This is a genomic window from Microcystis aeruginosa FD4, from assembly GCF_009792235.1.
In the GTDB taxonomy this organism is placed as follows: domain Bacteria; phylum Cyanobacteriota; class Cyanobacteriia; order Cyanobacteriales; family Microcystaceae; genus Microcystis; species Microcystis viridis.
This window is the reverse complement of the sequence record NZ_CP046973.1, coordinates 4,009,587-4,024,433: the sequence shown is the minus strand read 5'-3', so window position 1 is coordinate 4,024,433 and position 14,847 is coordinate 4,009,587. Positions and strand designations below refer to the sequence as shown.

Annotated in this window: 12 protein-coding genes and 1 pseudogene; 5 read left to right on the top strand and 8 right to left on the bottom strand. The window is 44.4% G+C overall.

The window, feature by feature from the left end; translation table 11 throughout:
• The first annotated feature begins 25 nt into the window (after positions 1-25).
• Both GQR42_RS20135 and GQR42_RS20130 read left to right on the top strand, forming a co-directional pair.
• Positions 26-4,243: a non-ribosomal peptide synthetase gene (locus GQR42_RS20135; protein WP_158201337.1), complete on the top strand. Its 4,218-nt coding sequence runs from the start codon at positions 26-28 to the stop codon at positions 4,241-4,243.
• Between the two features lie 277 nt (positions 4,244-4,520).
• A complete protein-coding gene (locus tag GQR42_RS20130; protein ID WP_158201336.1) occupies positions 4,521-5,000 on the top strand; it encodes a hypothetical protein in 480 nt (159 codons plus the stop codon).
• Between the two features lie 173 nt (positions 5,001-5,173).
• Here GQR42_RS20130 and GQR42_RS20125 read toward each other — a convergent pair whose 3' ends face one another.
• Positions 5,174-5,332, bottom strand: coding sequence for a microviridin/marinostatin family tricyclic proteinase inhibitor (locus GQR42_RS20125; protein ID WP_158201335.1), 159 nt, complete (start codon positions 5,330-5,332; stop codon positions 5,174-5,176).
• Between GQR42_RS20125 and GQR42_RS20120 the strand changes: the two genes are divergently transcribed.
• Positions 5,331-5,522: a hypothetical protein gene (locus tag GQR42_RS20120; protein ID WP_158201334.1), complete on the top strand. Its 192-nt coding sequence runs from the start codon at positions 5,331-5,333 to the stop codon at positions 5,520-5,522. The genes GQR42_RS20125 and GQR42_RS20120 overlap by 2 nt on opposite strands.
• A gap of 22 nt (positions 5,523-5,544) precedes the next feature.
• On the opposite strand, the pseudogene GQR42_RS30090 reads toward GQR42_RS20120, so the two are convergent.
• A pseudogene (locus GQR42_RS30090) lies at positions 5,545-5,752 on the bottom strand (MvdC/MvdD family ATP grasp protein); the annotation flags it as partial.
• A 72-nt stretch (positions 5,753-5,824) separates the two neighbouring features.
• Between GQR42_RS30090 and GQR42_RS20115 the strand changes: the two are divergent.
• Together GQR42_RS20115 and GQR42_RS20110 are read left to right on the top strand one after the other, a co-directional pair.
• Entirely contained in the window at positions 5,825-6,613 is a 789-nt protein-coding gene (locus GQR42_RS20115; RefSeq protein ID WP_158201333.1) for a class I SAM-dependent methyltransferase, read from the top strand.
• A 38-nt stretch (positions 6,614-6,651) separates the two neighbouring features.
• Positions 6,652-7,386 (top strand): SDR family oxidoreductase, encoded by a 735-nt coding sequence (locus tag GQR42_RS20110; protein ID WP_158201332.1) that lies wholly within the window; start codon positions 6,652-6,654, stop codon positions 7,384-7,386.
• Between the two features lie 70 nt (positions 7,387-7,456).
• On the opposite strand, the gene kdpC is transcribed toward GQR42_RS20110, so the two are convergent.
• The 6 genes from kdpC to kdpA form a co-directional block, all read right to left on the bottom strand.
• A complete protein-coding gene (gene kdpC, locus GQR42_RS20105; protein WP_158201331.1) occupies positions 7,457-8,101 on the bottom strand; it encodes a K(+)-transporting ATPase subunit C in 645 nt (214 codons plus the stop codon).
• A 2-nt stretch (positions 8,102-8,103) separates the two neighbouring features.
• Positions 8,104-8,310 (bottom strand): K(+)-transporting ATPase subunit F, encoded by a 207-nt coding sequence (gene kdpF / locus GQR42_RS20100; protein ID WP_158201330.1) that lies wholly within the window; start codon positions 8,308-8,310, stop codon positions 8,104-8,106.
• A 40-nt stretch (positions 8,311-8,350) separates the two neighbouring features.
• A complete protein-coding gene (locus GQR42_RS20095; RefSeq protein ID WP_158201329.1) occupies positions 8,351-9,283 on the bottom strand; it encodes a DNA cytosine methyltransferase in 933 nt (310 codons plus the stop codon).
• Positions 9,280-10,341 (bottom strand): HindVP family restriction endonuclease, encoded by a 1,062-nt coding sequence (locus GQR42_RS20090; RefSeq protein ID WP_233271094.1) that lies wholly within the window; start codon positions 10,339-10,341, stop codon positions 9,280-9,282. Before GQR42_RS20090 ends, GQR42_RS20095 begins: the two co-directional genes overlap by 4 nt.
• Before the next feature lie 233 nt (positions 10,342-10,574).
• Positions 10,575-12,758, bottom strand: a complete 2,184-nt coding sequence (gene kdpB, locus GQR42_RS20085) for a potassium-transporting ATPase subunit KdpB (protein ID WP_158201328.1) — start codon at positions 12,756-12,758, stop codon at positions 10,575-10,577.
• Between the two features lie 15 nt (positions 12,759-12,773).
• Positions 12,774-14,519, bottom strand: coding sequence for a potassium-transporting ATPase subunit KdpA (kdpA, locus tag GQR42_RS20080; protein ID WP_158201327.1), 1,746 nt, complete (start codon positions 14,517-14,519; stop codon positions 12,774-12,776).
• Positions 14,520-14,847: the final 328 nt, after the last annotated feature.

Genomic DNA, 14,847 nt, shown 5'->3' with positions numbered 1-14,847 from the left:
CAACAACTTTGGAGGCAATTGGTAAGTGAAAGTAGGAGAATTTTTAGCCTATTTAAAGGGTTTAGACATTAAACTGTGGCTGGAAGGCGAAAAACTTCGTTTTCAGGCTCCTAAAGGGGTTATGACCCCAGAAATTAAAGAAGAAATCGCCGCCAAAAAACCTGAGATTTTTGATTTTTTAAAAGCAGCAAAAATCCCGACTAATACTGTTGATTTAGAGATTGTTCCTGTGTCACGAGATCAGGATTTACCCCTCTCTTTTGCTCAACAACGACTCTGGTTTCTGCAGCAACTTTCCCCCGATAGTCATTCCTATAATCTGTTAGACGCTTTACGGTTAGAAGGAAACCTCAATCTGTTGGCTTTAGAACAAAGTCTCAGTGAACTAATTCGCCGTCACGAAATTTTAAGAACCACTTTTCCCATGGTAGAAGGGCAACCAATTCAGCGCATTGCTCCCCCTTCACCCGTCAGTTTACCCCTGGAAGATTTACAAAATTTATCAAAGAATGAACAAACAGAACGTCTGCAAGAAATAGCGATTGCTTTCTCCTTAAAAACCTTTGATTTAGCCAAGGAATCATTAGTCCAATTTAAGTTACTTAAACTGGGTTCTCAAGAGTATGTATTGCTGTTGAAGATGCACCATATTATTTACGATGGTTGGTCTTTGAGCATCTTCTTTGGTGAATTATCTCAACTGTATGCGGCCTTTGTCCGGGGGTTGCCTTCCCCTCTCCCTGAATTATCGATTCAATACGCCGATTTTGCCGTATGGCAACGTCAATGGCTCACCGGTGAAGTCTTGGAACGTCAACTTAATTACTGGCAAAAACAGTTACAAGATGCGCCTACTATTTTAGAATTGCCGACGGATTATCCCCGTCCTCCAATTCCTAGTTTCCGGGGTGATGGACAGGTTTTTCGCCTGAATCAAGACTTAACACAATGCCTCAAACGGTTGAGTCAAGAGTCAGGAGCAACGCTATTTATGACTTTACTGGCGGCCTTTTTTGTCCTAATTTCTCGTTATAGTGGTCAATTAGATGTTTTGGTGGGTTCTCCCATCGCTAATCGTAATAGTTCGGCAATTGAGAAATTAATGGGATTTTTTGCCAATACTTTAGCTTTAAGGGGTGATTTAGGGGGAAATACCAGTTTTCTGGAGTTATTAGAACGAGTAAAGCAAACAACTTTATCAGCTTATGCTCATCAAGATTTGCCTTTTGAAATGTTAGTAGAAAAATTACAATTAAACCGAGATTTAAGTCATAATCCTTTGATACAGGTAATGTTTTCCCTGCAAAATACTCCCCAATCTGAGGCCAGTTTATCTGGCTTAAAGATGGAGAATTTGCCTTTATCTGTTGAGCTTAAAGCGCGATTTGATTTAGAGGTTAATTTTTGGGAGGTTGCTGATAGGTTAGAGGCGGTTTGGTGTTATAGTACCGATTTGTTTGCCAACCGTACTATTAACCAAATGGGGCAACATTTTCAAAATCTCTTGACTGCGATCGCGGCTAATCCCAATAGGGGAATTTTTGAGTTACCTATGTTAAGTGATGAAGAAAGTTATCAATTGTTATCATTGTGGAACGAAACTCATACAGATTATCCCGATAACAAATGTATTCATCAGTTATTTGAAGAACAAGTAAAACGCACACCCGACGCGGTAGCAGTTGTATATTCAGAGCAACAATTAACCTACAGTGAATTAAATCATCGTGCCAATCAGTTGGCCCATTATTTGCGGAAATTAGGAGTAAAACCTGAAGAATTATTGGGGATTTGTCTAGAACGTTCCTTAGAGATGATTGTGGGATTATTAGCTATTCTTAAAGTCGGTGGTGCTTATGTTCCTATTGACCCAGATTATCCCCAAGAACGCATTAGCTTTATGCTCCAAGATACCCAGGTTAAAATAATATTAACCTGCGAATCTTTACAGACTTCCCTGCCAAATCATCAGGCTATTGTTGTCTGTTTAGATAAAGATTGGCAACAAATTAATCAAGCAAGTCAGGAGAATGTTAACAGGACAGTTTCTGCGGATAATTTAGCCTACGTCATTTATACTTCTGGTTCTACAGGAATACCCAAGGGTGTTATCGTCACTCATCAGGCAGTTAATCGACTGGTATTAAATACCAACTACATCCAGTTTACTCCTGATGACCGCGTTGTGCAAGCGTCTAATATTGCTTTTGATGCCGCTACTTTTGAAATTTGGGGGGCTTTACTTAACGGTGCTAAGATTATTATTATCGCTAAATCAGTTTTGCTCTCACCCCAAGAATTGGCACTAAGCTTAAAGGAAAATCAGATTAGTGTCTTATTTTTAACCACAGCACTTTTTAATCAGTTAGCCAATTTAGTTCCCCAAGCTTTTAGTAACTTACGCTGCTTACTATTTGGGGGTGAAGCAGTTGAACCAAAATGGGTAGAAGAGGTACTAGAAAAAGGTGCGCCACAACGGTTGCTTCATGTCTATGGGCCAACGGAAAATACAACGTTTTCTTGCTGGTATTTAGTGGAAAAAGTAGCTTCTACAGCGACAACTATTCCCATTGGCAAAGCGATTGCCAATACCCAAATCTATTTGCTGGATAAAAATCGGCAACCTGTCCCGATTGGTGTAGTAGGAGAATTACATATTGCTGGTGCAGGATTAGCCAAAGGTTATCTTAACCGTCCCGAATTAACCCAAGAAAAATTTATTCCTAATCCTTTTAGTAATTACCCAGATTCGCGTCTTTATAAAACGGGAGACTTGGCCCGTTATTTACCTGATGGTAATATTGAATATGTAGGACGGATTGACAATCAAGTAAAAATTCGCGGCTTCCGTATTGAATTGGGAGAAATTGAGGCTGTACTTAGTCAAAATGAGGCGGTACAGTCTTCTTGTGTGATTGTTCGTGAAGATAATCCGGGGGAAAAACAGTTAGTTGCCTATATTGTGCCTAAGCTAGGAGTAAACCTAACAAGTGGCGATTTGCATCAATTTCTTAGCCATAAATTGCCCGGTTACATGGTTCCGAGTGCCTTTGTGCTGCTGGATTTTTTGCCTTTAACAGCTAACGGAAAAATTGATCGTCGTGGGTTAAAAGCTCCTAGTAATACCAGTGATTCAGACAGATTTATTGAAGCGCGTAATCAGTTAGAATTAAACCTCGGGCAAATCTGGTCAAAAGTGCTAAAGATTGACAAAATTAGCGTGCAGGATAACTTTTTTGACCTCGGTGGCCATTCCCTTTTAGCTCCTTATTTAATCACCCAAATTAAAGAACAGTTAGGCAAGGAAATTGCCGTAACCACAATATTTCAAAACCCAACTATTGAACAGTTAGCGACCATTATCCGAACCGATTCAGATTCCTCTAACCAGTCTTGTTTGGTTCCCATTCAACCCCAGGGTTCAAAGCCTCCTTTCTTCTGTGTTCCAGGCGCCGGGGGACGACCATTTTATTTTTACCATTTAGGACGTTATTTAGGAAAAGATCAACCTTTCTACAGTTTTGAAAATGATCTCTATCAACAGTTTGGAGAAATCACTCGTATTGAGGATATAGCCAGTATTTATCTTAAAGCCATGCAGGATTTACAACCCCAAGGACCCTACTTTTTGGGAGGACATTCCTACGGTGGTAATGTGGCTTTTGAAATGGCTCAACAGTTGGTTAATCAGGGGCAAAAAGTGGCATTACTAGCAATCATTGATTCTTCAGCACCCACTTATAAAGACAAACAAATTTTGCTTGATTATATTAATTGGGATCATGCGCGGTGGTTAGCTGAAGTCAGCAAAGGTATCGAAGTTTATTTAGATAAAACCATCGATATTTCCTATGAAACTCTTCAACTCTTAACAGTGGAGGAACAATTAAAATACGCTTTAAACTTTTTTAAACTGGCTAATATGCTTCCTCCCAATGCGGAAACTAAGCAGCTTGAAAAAATTGTCCAAGCCTATAAAACTAGCTGTTTATGTCTGATTGATTATCTCCCTAAACAGATTTATCCAGGTAAAATTACGATTATACGGGCCGGGGAGGAATTAGCTGATGATCCAAATAAGGATTTAATAGCTCGAGATTGCGAGGATTCTTCTTTAGGCTGGAGTGAATTTTCTACAGAGCCAGTTGAGATTCATTTCGTCCTAGGAAATCATGTCTCGATTATGGTGGAACCCCATGTCCAGATTTTAGCCGAAGAATTAAAAGTTTGCCTTGAGATTTGATACCAAACCCGTTTTTAAGACTATGATTAACTCCCAATCCAACTTGAAAAACCCAGTTATGAATTGTTTCTCCCCAATCTCCTCTATCTTTTAAACAGAATTTAATCTAAGAATTGACGATTTTCTACAAGTTGTGTGAACGGTAAGACTAATGTAGAATGCTGCAAGGTATCTGATTGCTAGACAGCCGATTTGTATTCTTTTGCCTTACCATGGATTTTATATGAATGAAATCCCGACCAACCAATCCAACTTAGTGATTTTAGGAGTCTCATCAATGACGGAAACTACTGAAACGGCCATTCCCAATGATTTTCTGGGAATTAATCCCACAGAAATCAACAAAAAACTTGTCTCCTGGGGAATTTCTCTGGATGAAGTTGTTCAAAAACTTGCTTCTCTGGGACTCCCCGGCATTATTTTCATTATTGCTATTGCCGCCTCCAGCACTACTGCCTATCCTGCGATTTACGCACTTTTTGGGTTAGGCGGTCCACTGGGACTAATTGGTGGACTTGGGGTCTTAGGACTCTCTACCATTATTGGCGACATTGTGACAGGTTATGGCATTGAGGCACTGCTTAAAACGGTCTATCTCAAACGTCGTGAAACAGAAACTCAAGAATATCTCATCAATGAGGTGGAAGGTTTACCAATTTCTCAAGTTCTAAAACTTAACCTGAAAAAGGCTATTGAAGTCGAAATTACTGCCGAAGAACCTGTTGCTCCTAAAGAAGTCGAAATTGCTGAAGAGTAGTTTTAATTTAACTAAGCACTTTCTCCCTCCTCTACCCTGCTGCCTCCACCGGCCAATTGACTTGTTTAGCAAACCCTAAATACAACAAAAACCGCCATAAATTTGACTCCTGCTTGACTTATGGCGGCAGTTTATTTCTGTCTGAATTACTGAAAGCAATCTCTTTGAATTAATTAACTATCTTCCCAGTCAGAAGGCCATTTCCAAGTCCAAACGGGAGCCGGTTCAGAATCGGGGGGGGAATCGGGGGTCGGAGCCTCGTCTTGGTCCACCGATAAAAAACGAGCAAAGAAGGGGATTGCTTTATTTTGTTCGCTATTAGGATAATTCATGGTCATTCCTAGTTTTGAGTGGCAGCTTTTTCAAGATAGCTGCGATTACCCTGTGATAGTAACATATATTGCCGTCTTACTCAAGTCAAATACTCACCTTACCCGCACTCCCATCGGTGACACTTATAGCGGTATTCAGAGTCATGAGGTACGACGATTTTCTTCCCTGTCCCCCGCTCCCCATTCCTAATTCAAAAGCGATAACTTCTGTCCCTCACCAGATATGATAATATAGATTGATGGTTATAGGTTAATTGATAAAAACTTTTTTTACCATTAAATTGGGCTGTTAGTTGAACCTCTCAGGGAAATTTATCGGTATCTAAGGGAAAAGGTGCGGCTCCTTTTTTTGATCGCCTCAGCCACACAGTCAATATCTAGTGCCTTAACAGGAGTTGGGCAAGCATTGCTATAACCCACTTCCGGCTCTACTAAGCCCAATCGTGTTAGACTAATGTAGTTTTTTGCCGAGAGAGTTAAGTGAGTTTAAAAATGGATAAAAATGAATGGATTAGTAGATTCGATGATTTAATTTGTAGTCCTTCGATTCGAGAGTTTTATGGTGAAAGAGAGTTTTTTAATGTCGGTTATTGGCTCTCCCATACCCAAGATCAACAGGAAGCATCCTCCACTCTGATGGAGAAACTTTTAGAATTTATTCCCAACAAACAGGGAACAATTCTTGACGTTGGCTGTGGTTTAGGAGCAACTACCCATTATCTTCTCAAATATTATCCATTGACAGCAATTGTGGGGATTAACATTTCTCCCACACAAATTGCCAGAAGTCTCTTCAATTTTCCCGAAGGTAAATTTCTGTTAATGGACGCAGTAGAGATGGATTTTGCCGATGATTCTTTTGAGCAAATTATTTGTGTAGAAGCGGCTTTTTATTTTAATACTAGGCGGCAATTCTTGCAAGAAGCTTGGCGAGTATTAAAGCCGGGGGGAACCTTAATTCTCTCAGATCTGAGTTTTGCCACAACGGAACTTTTAGGGGATTGGACAGTTCCCCAAGCAAACACCGTCAAAGATATGGCAGAGTATCAAAATCTTTATCAACAGGCAGGGTTTAAAAATGTTCAATTTGTCGAGGTGACGGAGGAGTGCTGGTTCAGACATTTTCGCCATCTTAAGTCTTGGTTAACAGAGGAATTGCAATCAGGAAAATTAGACGAAGAGACCTATAATTTAAACATTAAGCCTCTGGATAATTTGCTAAGTTCCTCAGTCATAACTTATTGGTTAGTTGCTGCCCAAAAGCCAGTCAATATACTGTAATAGTTGTAAGTTTTTCTTAAATTTTTGGAGACAAAAAAATGTTTGATTCCTTATCGGGTAAAAAAGTCGTCATTATTGGTGCAAGCTCGGGGATTGACCTAGCGATTGCCGAAAAATTGCTCTCCCTGGGGGCAAAAGTGGTGCTTTCCCATGGGTCTCAAGAGAAATTAGATGGGGCTATTGCCCTAATTTCCGGGGAGATTGAAGCCAAAACTGTTAATTTTTTACAAGAAGATTCTGTTAATGCCTTTTTTGCAGAAATTGGCAACTTTGACCATTTAGTAGTCACCTCTCTCGGAGACAGAAATATGCCGCGAGCCTTATTAACTGAAATGACCGCAGAAACGGCCCAAGGAGGTATGGAGAAATTCTGGGGAACCTTTTTAGCCGTGCGTGGCTCCCTGAAAACTTTGGCCAAGGACGGTTCTATTACCCTGACATCAAGCGCCACTATCTTCAAATATTCCAAAATGGGCGGAATTTCCGTCATAGCCGCCGCTAATAGTGCCGTAGCAGTATTTGGACGCGCTCTCGCCCTAGAACTCGCTCCTATTCGCGTTAACGTTGTTGCCCCCGGATTAATAGAAGATACAAGTATCTGGAGCAGTCAAAGTGATTCGGAACGCTCAGACCTTAGCAAATGGGCGGTTTCTGCTCTACCTGTCGAACATTTAGGGCAACCCGAAGAAGTCGCCCTAGCAGTATTGAGTTTGATTATCAACCCCTATATGACAGGTGTGGTTTTACCCGTGGACGGTGGAGTTATTCTTTAATCGCTAACGGCATTTAAACGCTCAATAAGATAGGAATACGAGTATTTTCGACTCCCCAAATTTCAGCGGCCTATCGGATATTTCCGATCGCGTCTAGAGCCAGATTCAGTTTCAGCACGTTGACCCCCGGTTCGCCAAAGATGCCGAGAAAGCGATCGTCGGTGTTTTTGCTAATCAGTATCTCCACTTGATTGGTCGGTAATCCCCGCACCTGCGCCACCCGATCGATCTGCGCCCGCGCCGCCTCTGGGGTGATATGGGGATCGAGACTGGAACCGGAAGTGTAAACTAGAGCCGCCGTGGGTTGAATGCCCGCTTTCTCTAATCGGGGAATCTCCCCCTCTATAGCTTTTGCCGGATCGGGATCGGGTTTTCCTTTAATGCGATCGATTAATACAGGGTTACTGGGAGCTAGGTTACTCGCTCCCGAAATTCCGGTTTGCAGGACTTTGGCAGGATCGTTTTTCGGATCGGCCGTACTGTAGGCGGTGGTACTCGGACGACTATTAAAATAGCGATCGCTGGTGAAAGGTTGCCCAATTAGAGCCGAACCCACCACCTGACCTTGATTATTGGTAATTAAACTCCCGTTCGCTTGCCAGGGAAAAAGAATTTGACCGATGGCGATCATCGCAAAAGGATAGATCAGGGCGGTAATTACCCAGAGAACTAGGGTAGAACGGATGGCTCTACCGGCCTCGCGTGCAAAACTCATAATTAAAACCTCTCCGGTATAAAGATGACAAAAAACAGGTAGATAAATAAAGCAAAAGCGACCAATCCTAAAAGGGTTAACGCGGAAGCTTGCCACCTATCGATAGTGCTTCCCGTAGAAGCTTGAACGATGGAGGAAAAAAGAATTGTTAGACAGAAATTTAAGAAAATATACCAGAAAAATCGGTGTTTTCTAAGGGATGCTTTCATAATAATTAGAGTTTTTTGGAGATTTGTTTTTGCCAGTAAATCAAGAAAATAGCTGTAGTTGTCGATAGGTTATCTTTTTCCCCTTTTTCAATTCATAGTTAAGAATACATTGTCCCACATATCTGGCTAAATTAACAGGGACAGCATTGCCAATCATTTGTTCTAGATTAGATTTTGTTCCAGCAAAAATAAAGTCTTTAGGGAAAGTTTGGATATAGCTTCGCTCGCTCGTTGTTAACGGTCTTAATTTTTCATTGAGATGACAAGCATCACCGGGATGTTGTCGATAGGTTTTAGGAACTGGTCGATTTACTCCTCGAATAGTAGGGCTAGGTTCATAAATACTGAATATCGCCCTTCTTTGATAGCTTCTAGGATGTCTATAATAGTATTCTATATCTAATTCTTTGCCCATATAGTCAAATACAGTCAGAGGTTGACTTGATAAATTGTCATTGATTTCATCGATTAAAAAATCGTCTTCTTCCTTCATTTTACCGATCAGAAAATATCTTTTTCTAGTTTGAGGAACTCCGCAGTAACAAGAATTAATAACTTTTCCAGTTAAACCATAACCATGGCTTTTAAAAATTTGTTTTGCTTGAGTGAGTATTTTACTTTTCTCAATTCTATCCACATTTTCCATAACAAACCATTGCGGACTTACTCTAGTTACAATTTCAGCGAATGTGAGCGTTAGATTCGCTCGTCCTAAACCCTCGTTTCTCTTACCGGCACTGGAAAAGTCTTGACAAGGAGGGCTGCCGACAATAATCTCAGGATTATATTGAGCCAATATTTCTTGATTAGATTCTCTAGATAAATCGACATTAAATATCGGATGACTAAAGTTATTTCTATAGACATCTATAGCAGGTATCCAATTATCAAATGCGGCCACAATAGTAAACCCCGCTTTTTGGAACCCTAAAGATAAACCACCACAACCAGCGAATAAATCAATTGTGATCATTTTGCTCCCTCCTCTAAATTAAACAAATCGGGTGAATTATAAATAATAGCATCAAATCGCCTTTCAGGACTCAATAAATTTTGTCCACCTCCTAAAATAATTTCTCTTATTTCTGATTTGTTAATTCTGGGTCGATGCAAAATTTCTGAACGCATATACCGGTTGGTAATTTTGCCGCTTAATGCAAACGCTTTATCGTTTTTTGTATTGTAAGAAAGTTGATCGATTATTTTTCTATGATTGATGCGCTCCTGTTTGCTGAAATCGTCAAGCATTTTGAACAGCCATATCGCAGAACGTATTTGTCTGGAAATACTTTTTTCTATTCTCGCTTCAAATTTAGTCAGATCTACGAATAGCCGAGTGAAAGCTAGATCGCTCCAAACGAACACATCTAAACATTGCTCTGCCAATTTTGAAGATTTGCCTTCCGTTTTCCAGATAGGCTGTATTAAAAATGGTTGTTGATAGGGCAATAAATCAAGCGATAGTCGGTCAATAACGCCAACTATTGATAGTAAATAAGGCATTACCTCTCTCGGTTCTGTCCAGTCTTGAATAGAATCGAAATCACTACCGATAATCTCCTGCAATTTTTGTATATTTTGCCTAATGTGGTTAATTATACTACAGGCGAGATACACGATGGTATCTGGTCTAACCACTATTTCACATCCATAACGAATATCTTCTAAGTCACAAGTTGTATTGTCTGGTAAAGCGGTTAATTTAATTTCCAGACCTCGAAGACAATTACCGTTATCGATTCTCTGGGTTACTAGATCGACTCTAGGCAAACTACCGATTACAAATTGATTATACGGCGTAAATTGACTCTCGAAAGCGTAAAATAAATTATCGGAATCGGGAGCTAGACCGTATAACTCTTTTGTACTTAACTCCGAATGTTGAATTTTTAAATTTTCATCGAGTTTCAGATATACATTTTTCAGTCCTTTCCCATCTAAGTAAGCGCACAAAGAAGCAGGAAATGAGGAATTAAATTGATTTTTACCCCAGGTTTCTTTTTGGGTAAAATCCCGATTCGAGTGCTTCAATCCGAATAAACTAGGCTTAAATATTGGGTTCTTCGTTACTTGGTATGGTTCGATAGGGGGGCATAAATGGACTAAATCCTTATTTGGCAAGATATTTAATTGATTAGTTCGCTCTAGAGCAAAAACAATTGGGAAAAATCGCTAAATGCCTTTCTATATAAGGGTTCCATCGCTTATAACCCCTGTCCATTGCATAACGCAAACCGAAGAGCCAAATATTGCAGATTTTCCCATTACCTCAACCCGATCGCTGAAATTATCTCATCAATAATCTTAATAGCAATAAACGGCGCAATCATGCCTCCCACGCCGTAGATGAGGATATTGCGCCGCAATAGTTGGTCAGCAGTGAGGGGGCGAAATTGAACGCCTTGAAGTGCCAGAGGAATCAAAACAGGGATAATCAGGGCATTGTAGATCAGGGCCGAGACGATCGCCGATTGAGCGCTTTTCAAACCCATGATATTTAAAGCACCGATCCCAGCAGCGGCGAAAATCGTCGGGATAATAGCGAAATACTTAGCGATATCGTTAGCTACCGAAAACGTGGTCAGGGCGCCGCGGGTAATTAATAACTGTTTGCCGATGGTGACTAAATCGATCAGCTTGGTCGGGTCGGAATCCAGATCCACCATATTGGCAGCTTCCTTCGCCGCTTGGGTTCCAGAGTTCATCGCCACACCCACATTAGCCTGGGCCAGTGCCGGTGCGTCGTTAGTGCCGTCCCCCGTCATGGCAACTAACTTGCCCTGGGATTGCTCGCGACGGATCACCTCGATCTTATCTTCCGGGGTAGCCTCGGCGATAAAATCATCCACCCCCGCCTCCGCCGCGATCACCGAGGCCGTGATCTGGTTGTCGCCGGTGAGCATGATCGTTCTCACACCCATGCGCCGTAATTGGTCGAAACGCTCTTTTAATCCCGGTTTCACGATATCTTTGAGATAGATCACCCCGTAGATATCGTTACCCCGACAGACGGCCAGGGGAGTTCCCCCCAAACGGGAAACCCTTTCCTGGGCCTGATCGAGGGTCTCGGGAACGGAACCACCGCGGGAACGGACGAAACCTTTAATCGCGTCTACGGCTCCTTTGCGGTACTCCTCGCCGTCCATATCGGTGCCACTCATGCGGGTACGGGCGGAAAACTCGATCCCTTCGGCGGTTTTACCGTCGATATCCACGCTTACGCCCAAATTCCGGGCTAAGGCAACGATCGAGCGTCCTTCCGGGGTTTCGTCGAAAAGGCTGGCCGTTAGACAGACCTGGGCTAATTCCTCCAGGTTATGACCGTTGACGGGGATAAATTCGTCAGCCAGCCGGTTGCCGAGGGTAATTGTTCCCGTTTTATCGAGAAGGAGGGTATTGACATCACCGCAAGCTTCCACCGCCCGCCCAGAGGTGGCGATAACGTTGAATTGGGCGACCCGATCCATCCCGGCAATACCGATCGCACTCAGTAAACCACCGATCGTCGTGGGAATGAGAGCGACGAGGAGGGAAATCAAGATGGCGATACTCGAACCCGATCGAAAGGTATTCGCCACCTCTGGACCGAGAATACTATCGAGAAAACCAGCGATGTAGTTAGCGATCGATGGTACGGTGGCGACGACGATCAGGAAAACTTGGGTTAACACGGCCAGAAGTACCGTCAGCGCGATCTCGTTGGGGGTTTTCGTGCGCTCGGCCCCTTCCACAAGGGAGATCATGCGATCGATAAAACCCTGCCCTGGTTCTTGGGTGATCCGTACCGTCAACTCGTCGGAGAGAAGACGCGTTCCACCGGTAACGGAACTGGCGATATCGGTGCCGGGCTGTTTGAGGACCGGGGCCGATTCTCCAGTGATCGCCGATTCATCCACCGAACCGATTCCCTCAATTACTTCTCCGTCGGCAGGAATCACGTCCCCGGCCAACAGTTTTACCCGATCACCCCGATGCAGGGCTGTGGAACTGACCGACTCGATCGAGCCGTCAGGGAGGAGCCGGCGGGCGATCGTATCGCTGCGGGTGGAGCGTAGGGCATCGGCCTGGGCTTTTCCCCGTCCTTCTGCGATCGCCTCGGCAAAGTTGGCGAACAGCACCGTGAAGAAGAGGATGAGGGTGATGATGCCGTTAAGTAGCCTTTGTTGTCCGCTGTCTGCGGCGGTCGCAATGCGCTCGCTACGCGAGATCGTGCTGAAGAGATTGGGGTCGATCGTGACGAGAGCCGTGACGATCGTTCCTAACCAGACCACGAACAGGACCGGGTTACGCACGGCGATGCGCGGGTCGAGTTTGAGGAAGGACTGCTGGATCGCGCTTTGATAAAGACCAGTCCGGTTTACCTTGGGGGTATGGCGGCGGTCGCTGCGGCGACCTCTCGGCACTCGCAAAGGGCGGGAGGACTTAGAAGAGCCGTTGTTCGTTTTCATAACTTGTCTAAACTCCTAGCCGATCATCCGCAGGATTTGAAAGGCTTCCGCGATCGGCCCGAGGGCCAACACTGGGAAGAAAGTGAGCGCACCGAGAATTAAAATCACCCCCGCCGTCACGCCGGTAAAGAGTCCGGTATCGGTGCGGAGGGTTCCAGATGTGGCGGGAACTGGTTGTTTGCGGGACATACCATCGGCTAACAAGAGCAGGGCGGCGATCGGGATATAGCGTCCCGCGAGTAAACTGAACGAAGCACTCAGATTCCACCAGAGAGCGGTAATCGTCGGTTTCGCCCCAGCCGTGATCGCGATCGGCGAGGGTTGGGAATCTCCTAGTCCCTCGAATCCCGACCCGTTATTAGCGGCGGCGGAAGCGTACTCGTAGATAACTTGAGATAATCCGTGAAAGCCGGGGTTACTGATGCCCTGAAAGTCGGGGATAGCAAGGGCGATCGCTCCAGGGATGAGGATGGCGATCGGGTGAACCAGCAGAATTAAAAAACTGGCTAATACCACTTCCCGTTTCTCAATTTTGCGCCCGAGGAATTCCGGGGTTCGTCCCACCATTAGCCCGGTGACGAATACTGCGAGGATTAGATAGGCGAACAGGTAGGCGGTGCCGGTTCCCTGGCCTCCGAAAACTATTTGCAGGAACATATTCGAGAGGGTGACGAAGCCGCCGTTCGGCATCAAGGAATCGTGCATGGCGATCACGGCACCGCACATGGTGGCCGTGGTAGTTACCGCATACAGGGCCGATTGCGCCCAACCGAAGCGTACTTCTTTGCCCTCGAAGTTAACCGCTCGCTCCACCCCTAGCAGGGAGTTAACCGCCTGGTTGCCGTTATATTCCCCGATCGCGGTGATGATCGTAAAGCCGATTAAAATACCGAGGGGAATTAGATAGATTAACCACGCTTGCTTGAGATTATTGGCGAAAACTCCGTAGGTGTAGATTAGCGAGGTGGGAATCGAGAGAATCGCCACCAATTGTACTAGATTCGTGAATCCGTTGGGGTTTTCCAAGGGGTGGGCCGAGTTGATGGCAAAAAAGCCGCCGCCGTTTTCTCCTAATTCCTTAATGATCTCGAAGTGGGCTACGGGACCGCGGGCGATCGCCTGACTGAGGTTGGGGTTTTCTAGAGTCGGTAAGATCGCCGGACCGGCGAGGGTTTCTGGGACTCCGGCGATGATCAGGGCCATTGCCCCCACGATCGAGATCGGTAAGAGGATACGGGTGATCGCTCGGATCAGATCCACGTAGAAATTGCCCAATGGTCGCCCCGTCAGTCCCCGAATAAAGGCGATCCCCACCGCTAGACCGGTTCCGGCCGAGGTGAACATATGATAGCCGAGGCCCCACATCTGGCTCCCGTAGCTAAGATAGGTTTCGCCGGAATAATGCTGTTGGTTGGTGTTGGTGATAAAGGAAATCGTCGTGTGTAGCGTGGTGTCCCATGTAGGGGCTGCGATTCCCGTCGGGTTGAGCGGTAGGAATCCTTGCAGGGCGATAATGGAAAAAATTAGGAATCCCATCACCGCGTTACTGTAGAGAACGGCGCGGGCGTACTGCCAGCCGGTCATATTCTCTTTCCCTTTCACCCCGACGAAGGTGTAAAGAAGACTCTCGACTCGATCGCACAGTGGGTCGAGTAGGGTTCTCCGTTCCATAAAAACCCTAGCCATATACCGCCCCAAAAAGGGGGTGATTGCCACGATTATCAGGAGCGTGAGCGCGATTTGAATCCATCCTTGCAACATGGTTCGATCAACTCCGAAAAAAGGCCAGTGGCGGCTCGATCGATGATCGACCAGGAAACTCAGGGGGTCGCTGTCTCGAACCAGCTTGAGAAAACCGAGTTTGTCTCATCATTAGCGATCATTAACAAATGGATGTCGAGGGATTACTATCACCTCTGCTGGAATGATTATAGCGATTTCTTGCACCTTGACAAGCTATATTTTTTCCGTTCGTTATCCTATCAGCTTTTACGCACTTATGCAGCAATACCGACAATCAGTAATTATCAGTGACTGTTAAGATTTTACGTCACAAGTCGCTGAACAAACAGGAATAATTATGCAAACG

Bases quoted from the DNA above. Each gene is read 5' to 3' on its own strand.
- GQR42_RS20130 (WP_158201336.1), top strand. From the start codon at position 4,521: ATGACGGAAACTACTGAAACGGCCATTCCCAATGATTTTCTGGGAATT.
- GQR42_RS20120 (WP_158201334.1), top strand. From the start codon at position 5,331: ATGGTCATTCCTAGTTTTGAGTGGCAGCTTTTTCAAGATAGCTGCGAT.
- GQR42_RS20125 (WP_158201335.1), bottom strand. From the start codon at position 5,332: ATGAATTATCCTAATAGCGAACAAAATAAAGCAATCCCCTTCTTTGCT.
- GQR42_RS20115 (WP_158201333.1), top strand. From the start codon at position 5,825: ATGGATAAAAATGAATGGATTAGTAGATTCGATGATTTAATTTGTAGT.
- GQR42_RS20110 (WP_158201332.1), top strand. From the start codon at position 6,652: ATGTTTGATTCCTTATCGGGTAAAAAAGTCGTCATTATTGGTGCAAGC.
- kdpC (WP_158201331.1), bottom strand. From the start codon at position 8,101: ATGAGTTTTGCACGCGAGGCCGGTAGAGCCATCCGTTCTACCCTAGTT.
- kdpF (WP_158201330.1), bottom strand. From the start codon at position 8,310: ATGAAAGCATCCCTTAGAAAACACCGATTTTTCTGGTATATTTTCTTA.
- GQR42_RS20095 (WP_158201329.1), bottom strand. From the start codon at position 9,283: ATGATCACAATTGATTTATTCGCTGGTTGTGGTGGTTTATCTTTAGGG.
- kdpB (WP_158201328.1), bottom strand. From the start codon at position 12,758: ATGAAAACGAACAACGGCTCTTCTAAGTCCTCCCGCCCTTTGCGAGTG.
- kdpA (WP_158201327.1), bottom strand. From the start codon at position 14,519: ATGTTGCAAGGATGGATTCAAATCGCGCTCACGCTCCTGATAATCGTG.